The sequence below is a fragment of the Verrucomicrobiia bacterium genome (genome assembly GCA_035460805.1).
In the GTDB taxonomy this organism is placed as follows: Bacteria; Patescibacteriota; UBA1384; order CAILIB01; family CAILIB01; genus DATHWI01.
Window position 1 is genome coordinate 1 of record DATHWI010000036.1, and the last position, 4,337, is coordinate 4,337.

Annotated in this window: 6 protein-coding genes; 2 read left to right on the plus strand and 4 right to left on the minus strand. The window is 53.6% G+C overall.

The features are described from left to right. Positions 1 to 136: 136 nt before the first annotated feature. The 4 genes from VLA04_01205 to VLA04_01220 all read right to left on the minus strand — a co-directional run bounded on the left by VLA04_01205 (position 137) and on the right by VLA04_01220 (position 2,705). A complete protein-coding gene (locus tag VLA04_01205; protein ID HSI20314.1) occupies positions 137 to 463 on the minus strand; it encodes a MazG nucleotide pyrophosphohydrolase domain-containing protein in 327 nt (108 codons plus the stop codon). Positions 464 to 493: 30 nt separating this feature from the next. Next, on the minus strand, positions 494 to 1,264 hold the full coding sequence (locus VLA04_01210) for a hypothetical protein (GenBank protein ID HSI20315.1): 771 nt from the start codon (positions 1,262 to 1,264) through the stop codon (positions 494 to 496). A 131-nt stretch (positions 1,265 to 1,395) separates the two neighbouring features. Beyond that, positions 1,396 to 1,779: a hypothetical protein gene (locus VLA04_01215; protein HSI20316.1), complete on the minus strand. Its 384-nt coding sequence runs from the start codon at positions 1,777 to 1,779 to the stop codon at positions 1,396 to 1,398. 143 nt (positions 1,780 to 1,922) lie between these two features. Then, the gene (locus VLA04_01220) at positions 1,923 to 2,705 is read right to left on the minus strand and encodes a hypothetical protein (GenBank protein HSI20317.1); all 783 of its coding nucleotides are present in this window, start codon (positions 2,703 to 2,705) and stop codon (positions 1,923 to 1,925) included. 186 nt (positions 2,706 to 2,891) lie between these two features. Between VLA04_01220 and VLA04_01225 the strand changes: the two genes are divergently transcribed. After that, positions 2,892 to 3,260 carry a hypothetical protein gene (locus VLA04_01225; GenBank protein HSI20318.1) on the plus strand — a complete coding sequence of 123 codons (369 nt, stop codon included), beginning with the start codon at positions 2,892 to 2,894 and terminating at the stop codon, positions 3,258 to 3,260. A 177-nt stretch (positions 3,261 to 3,437) separates the two neighbouring features. Then, positions 3,438 to 4,034, plus strand: coding sequence for a hypothetical protein (locus VLA04_01230; protein HSI20319.1), 597 nt, complete (start codon positions 3,438 to 3,440; stop codon positions 4,032 to 4,034). Positions 4,035 to 4,337: the final 303 nt, after the last annotated feature.

Consider the following 4,337-nt stretch of genomic DNA (forward strand, 5'->3'; position numbering starts at 1 on the left):
GGCACATACCGGCTGCTTCAATATCTTTATGAACAAGTTCCTAGGAGGAAGCAGCGGATAGTTTCTGGCAGGGGTCACATTCCCCTGCCTCAAAACCAGAGTTATCAACTATTGATGCCTCTGGTTTTTTATTTGCCTATCCCGCCGTTCCCCGTGCCTGCCGATCCTTCACCACTTTAATCATCTCGGTGTAAGACTTTTCCATGTCTACATTAAGGTGCTTGCCCAACATGAGGACTGCCCACAGCACATCTGCCAGCTCGTGCTCAATTTTCTTGTCGATATCTTCACCATCACGGTAGCCCTCTTTGGCCATAACCTGCTCCGCAAGCTCACCGAGGTCCGTCATGAGAAAACCAAGGTATACGAGGGGCGTGCGTACGCCATATCCTTTATCCTTGCCGGATTGGATATAGGCGTCATCTATTTCGCTTCCGAGTTGTTGGAGTTCTGAGAGGTGCATATCGAGTAGTTGGCCTGTGGCCTTCACTTATTAGTACGGCTGGTAATTAACCGAGGCGGCAAGCTCCTGCGCCTCATACTCGGAAAAATCGCCGGTCACCATGAGCTCGCCTTCCGTAATGGATGAAACCACTAACGGCTCGGCAATAAGCTTGCCCTTCACATAGACCGGCAGTGTCTTGCCGATATTCTCACGGGTTGCCTTGGCAAACTTTTCCCAACTAGAAGGCAAGAGGGTAAAGGTAATTTGGGGCTGCGGTTCGCTCAAGCCATTCACGGTCCAACCCGCCGATGCACTCGTAATATCCTCACCATTGAGAATTTCCACCCCCGCTTCGTCCTTGATGGTGAAAACAGAGGCTTCCTTACCTGTAAGTGGGGTGGGGCTAGGTGTGGGAGTGGCGGAGGCACTAGGGGCCGGATAAGGATCCCGCGGGTCAAGAACACCTGGGTTGTAGATTGAGAAAAGACCAAAGATAAGGCCCAGGGAGATCGCGGCCAAGGTTGCCCGGGACAGCGCTTTCTGACTCTTGAAAAGGGACATCGCAAGGAAAGAAGCAATCATAAAGGGTACCAAGCCTATGAGGAAGGAAAGCACGTTAAGCTCCGAGTGGACGGCATGTCCAAACTGGATATTAAGCATGAAATACCAGCCTGCCACAACCATGATCCACGCCAGGACTATCGCTACACGATCAGGTGCGTTTCCATTTTGATCAGGTGATGGAGCACTACCTGTCACGGTAGGCGGCACGGGTACTTGCTGCTGGTTTTCAGGAGGCGTACTTGTCTCTGGTTCCATACGAAGAGGTTCTTGATGTTGGATTCAGTATAACAGTACGCCCCTGGCTAGGAAGTGTGAATTGGTGCTCCTGGAAAGTCATCCAAATAAAAAAGCAGAGGAAAACTCCTCTGCTTGAAACTAATGAGCGCCTAACCGGGTACCGGCGTGCGCTCGAACATCTCTTCAAATTCCAGTTCTTCCCTAACCGTAAGGGCAGCATAGGGTCCAGGCATGGGGAATCCCCGCATGAGCACCTCGTTGACGTGTACAGCCCCGGCTCCCCGCCTGACTTGTTGATAGGGTGAGAGGAAGAGGTACATCTTACGCGCCTCCTCCTCTGACAACCTTTCGAACGTTGCCACTGGCCTGCCCTGGTCAAGGACCCGGTCAGTCCCCCGCTTCTTTGTGGCGTAAAAATTCACCACGTAGCAAGAGGGCAAAGTGTGGCATGCGGTACATACGGCGCCCCATTCCGCCTGCTCTAGCAGGGTGTGGGGCTGTAGTACGGGAAGTGTCCCCGTATATTTGATCATCAAAACAATCCTCCGTTCCTTGCACTCCAGATAGGAGTGAGGAATAAAAAGGATAGCAAAAAGCTCCGTCTCACTCAAGTCATGGGAATCTGGGAGTGCAGGCAATAAAAAAAGAGGCTGCGGATGCAGCCCCTCATGATTACCTAAACCCCCGCCCCGACCGCGACCCGGTCAACCAGGACTGGTGGGGTTGGGAGCCGCTCGGCCCGCACGCCACCTGCGGCGGCATCGGGGTGCTCCGCTGGGCCGTAGAAGTGAACGTGGGCCAACCACTCAGCCATCTGGTTGTTGTCAGCGTCCGGGCACATGCGGGATTTTTCGAGATCAAAGAGCCGATCGATAGACTCTACACATATGCACGTCGCCAAAGCCGGGTATTTGCCTTGGTTTGGCGATTCAGTCCACGCCCAAGTCCCCAGCTTGTCTCGGTTTGCCTGGAGTGCAGGTTTGGCCTGCTCAAAGAGTTCGGCCCGCGTGGCAGTGTACAGGGTGTAGAGCGTGTAGCTGCGCGTGCCCAGGTAGCGAAGCCCAAGTTCAGCAGGAGGCGCGTACGTGTCAAATATCTCCGCTTGCGCCAGGTCTTCCCGAATACAGGTCGACCAATCCGTTGGCTGAAACGTCAGCTGCTCGCCCCAAAGCTTGGCGGTAACCAAGAATTCAAGGTTTCCGCCGCTGTTCCTGTCTTCACCAATCTGAACGATGTGCAGGTCGTAAGCATGGGTAAGCACCTCGGGTGCAACATGGAATTGGGCGGCCACAGTGTCCGCACACGTGCGGAGCCACCACCGCGCCACTTGGTCTTCAGCACTCTCAGGCGTTTGGGCGCTCATGATGCTGTGACGAAACTGGATGTACGGCGCTTTTGATCCGTGGGGAAACGGACCGCGCTCAATGACGATTCCTGGTTCTAATTGGAAAGGATCCACGATGCAGGGAGTATAGGGAAAAGACGGGAAATGTCAATGGGCAAGAGTCCTGGGAGGTGGTTAAGGGTAATGCTAAAGAAGGCTCTAGGAGCTGGACACCTTAGGATTTGTTTGCTACTATCCGCGCAGTATCTTTTCGTTCTACGAACGGATGGCACTTCACAACACGTGAGACTACGGAGAATCATGCCAGAAGAAATTCCTGAAACTAAAATCACGATCACCCGAAAGGGTGGATCGCGGATCCTTAATTTGGGTCCCACTCAAATCTTTCTTGTCCGCCGCAGCGAACTGGAAGAAACCATTCACAACATGCTCGCGCCAAGCGGCATTCCAACTGGCTTCAAAAAGGGCGTCATCCTCGACGGCCTGCGCAACCGGGACGAATGGGGAAATGACCTTGACGATGTCTCGTGGCTTCGCCATGAGCAGGGTGAGACTCCCTCAACCTGGAAAGCAAAGGTCAGCACCTTTGTGCAGCACGTCGCAGACATGGAGATTGTAAGAATTTCCTACGCGCGGGACCTGACGGTCTACATCTTTCTCGGAGACTAAGGCAGGCTTACAGCCACCTAACCCAACCCACCAAGAGATGGTGCACTCACTTCAATTCAGGATAAGAAGGCCGATCCCTTCTTATCCAAAAACCAGAGCTATCAATGAATGATGCCTCTGGTTTTTTGTTAGGAGAGTGGATTGACACTTCACCATCTTTTTGGTATAAGTGCGTGCATGCGAGTTTGGTTTGTGTACCTTTTCATCGTCTGTCTCGGGTTAGTTGGCTGCTCCAGTCCTGAGACCTCCCCTTCACTCGTTAGTGAGGCATCCAGCGATTCCTGGACCAGCCCACAGATGGTGGACTATGTTCCACCAGTAACGCACATCTCCCTGTCGGACGGTGAAACCATCCCCCTACCTGGAGGCCGCCTCCTGTTCTACAGCCACGCCGAGCAAGAATCGTCGGACGGCATAGGCGACAGCAGGAAGGCCATCGCCTACATTCTCACGGGCGATGGACACGCCACCCCCTTGGCAGCTCCTCGTGAGCCAGCCAACCGACGAAAGGAAGCGTGGTACCAGAGCGACTTCGAAAGGGCGGCCATAAAAGATGACAAAGTCATCTTAGAGGTTTCCTGCTGGGGGAAAGACAATGACCCAAGCGATACCTTCACGTACTACGTGACCTACGACTTGGACAATCAGACACTCCTTAGCAGTACGGAAAAGCGACCGCAGGGGAAGTGGAGCAAAGGCACTGCCGCTCCCGTCAAGGAACTCAGCGGAGGCAACTACGCTACCCTCCAAGACAAAACCTGGCTTCTGCCATAAGGCCACAACCCCCGCTATCCCAACACCAGAGCAATACCATTCGGTAGCTCTGGTGTTTTTTATTGGTTAGAGAGAGGATTGACGTTCGCTTCCGCCGCCTTCCATCTCATATTGGAGCGGCTGCGGAGCGCTCACTAACTTCCCTCCTCGCTCCGCTCGGCAAGGTATGGGGGAAGTGAACCTTAGGTTTCAAATCATCTTTCTGTTCTAACCAAAACAAATACCCACCTTCCGGTGGGTATTTGTTTTGGTCGGAGAGAGAGGATTTGAACCTCCGGTCTCAGGACCCCCAGCCCTGCGCAT

Excerpts from the sequence above, each read along its gene's own strand:
- VLA04_01205 (HSI20314.1), bottom strand. The coding sequence starts at position 463 with ATGCACCTCTCAGAACTCCAACAACTCGGAAGCGAAATAGATGACGCC.
- VLA04_01210 (HSI20315.1), bottom strand. The coding sequence starts at position 1,264 with ATGGAACCAGAGACAAGTACGCCTCCTGAAAACCAGCAGCAAGTACCC.
- VLA04_01215 (HSI20316.1), bottom strand. The coding sequence starts at position 1,779 with ATGATCAAATATACGGGGACACTTCCCGTACTACAGCCCCACACCCTG.
- VLA04_01225 (HSI20318.1), top strand. The coding sequence starts at position 2,892 with ATGCCAGAAGAAATTCCTGAAACTAAAATCACGATCACCCGAAAGGGT.
- VLA04_01230 (HSI20319.1), top strand. The coding sequence starts at position 3,438 with ATGCGAGTTTGGTTTGTGTACCTTTTCATCGTCTGTCTCGGGTTAGTT.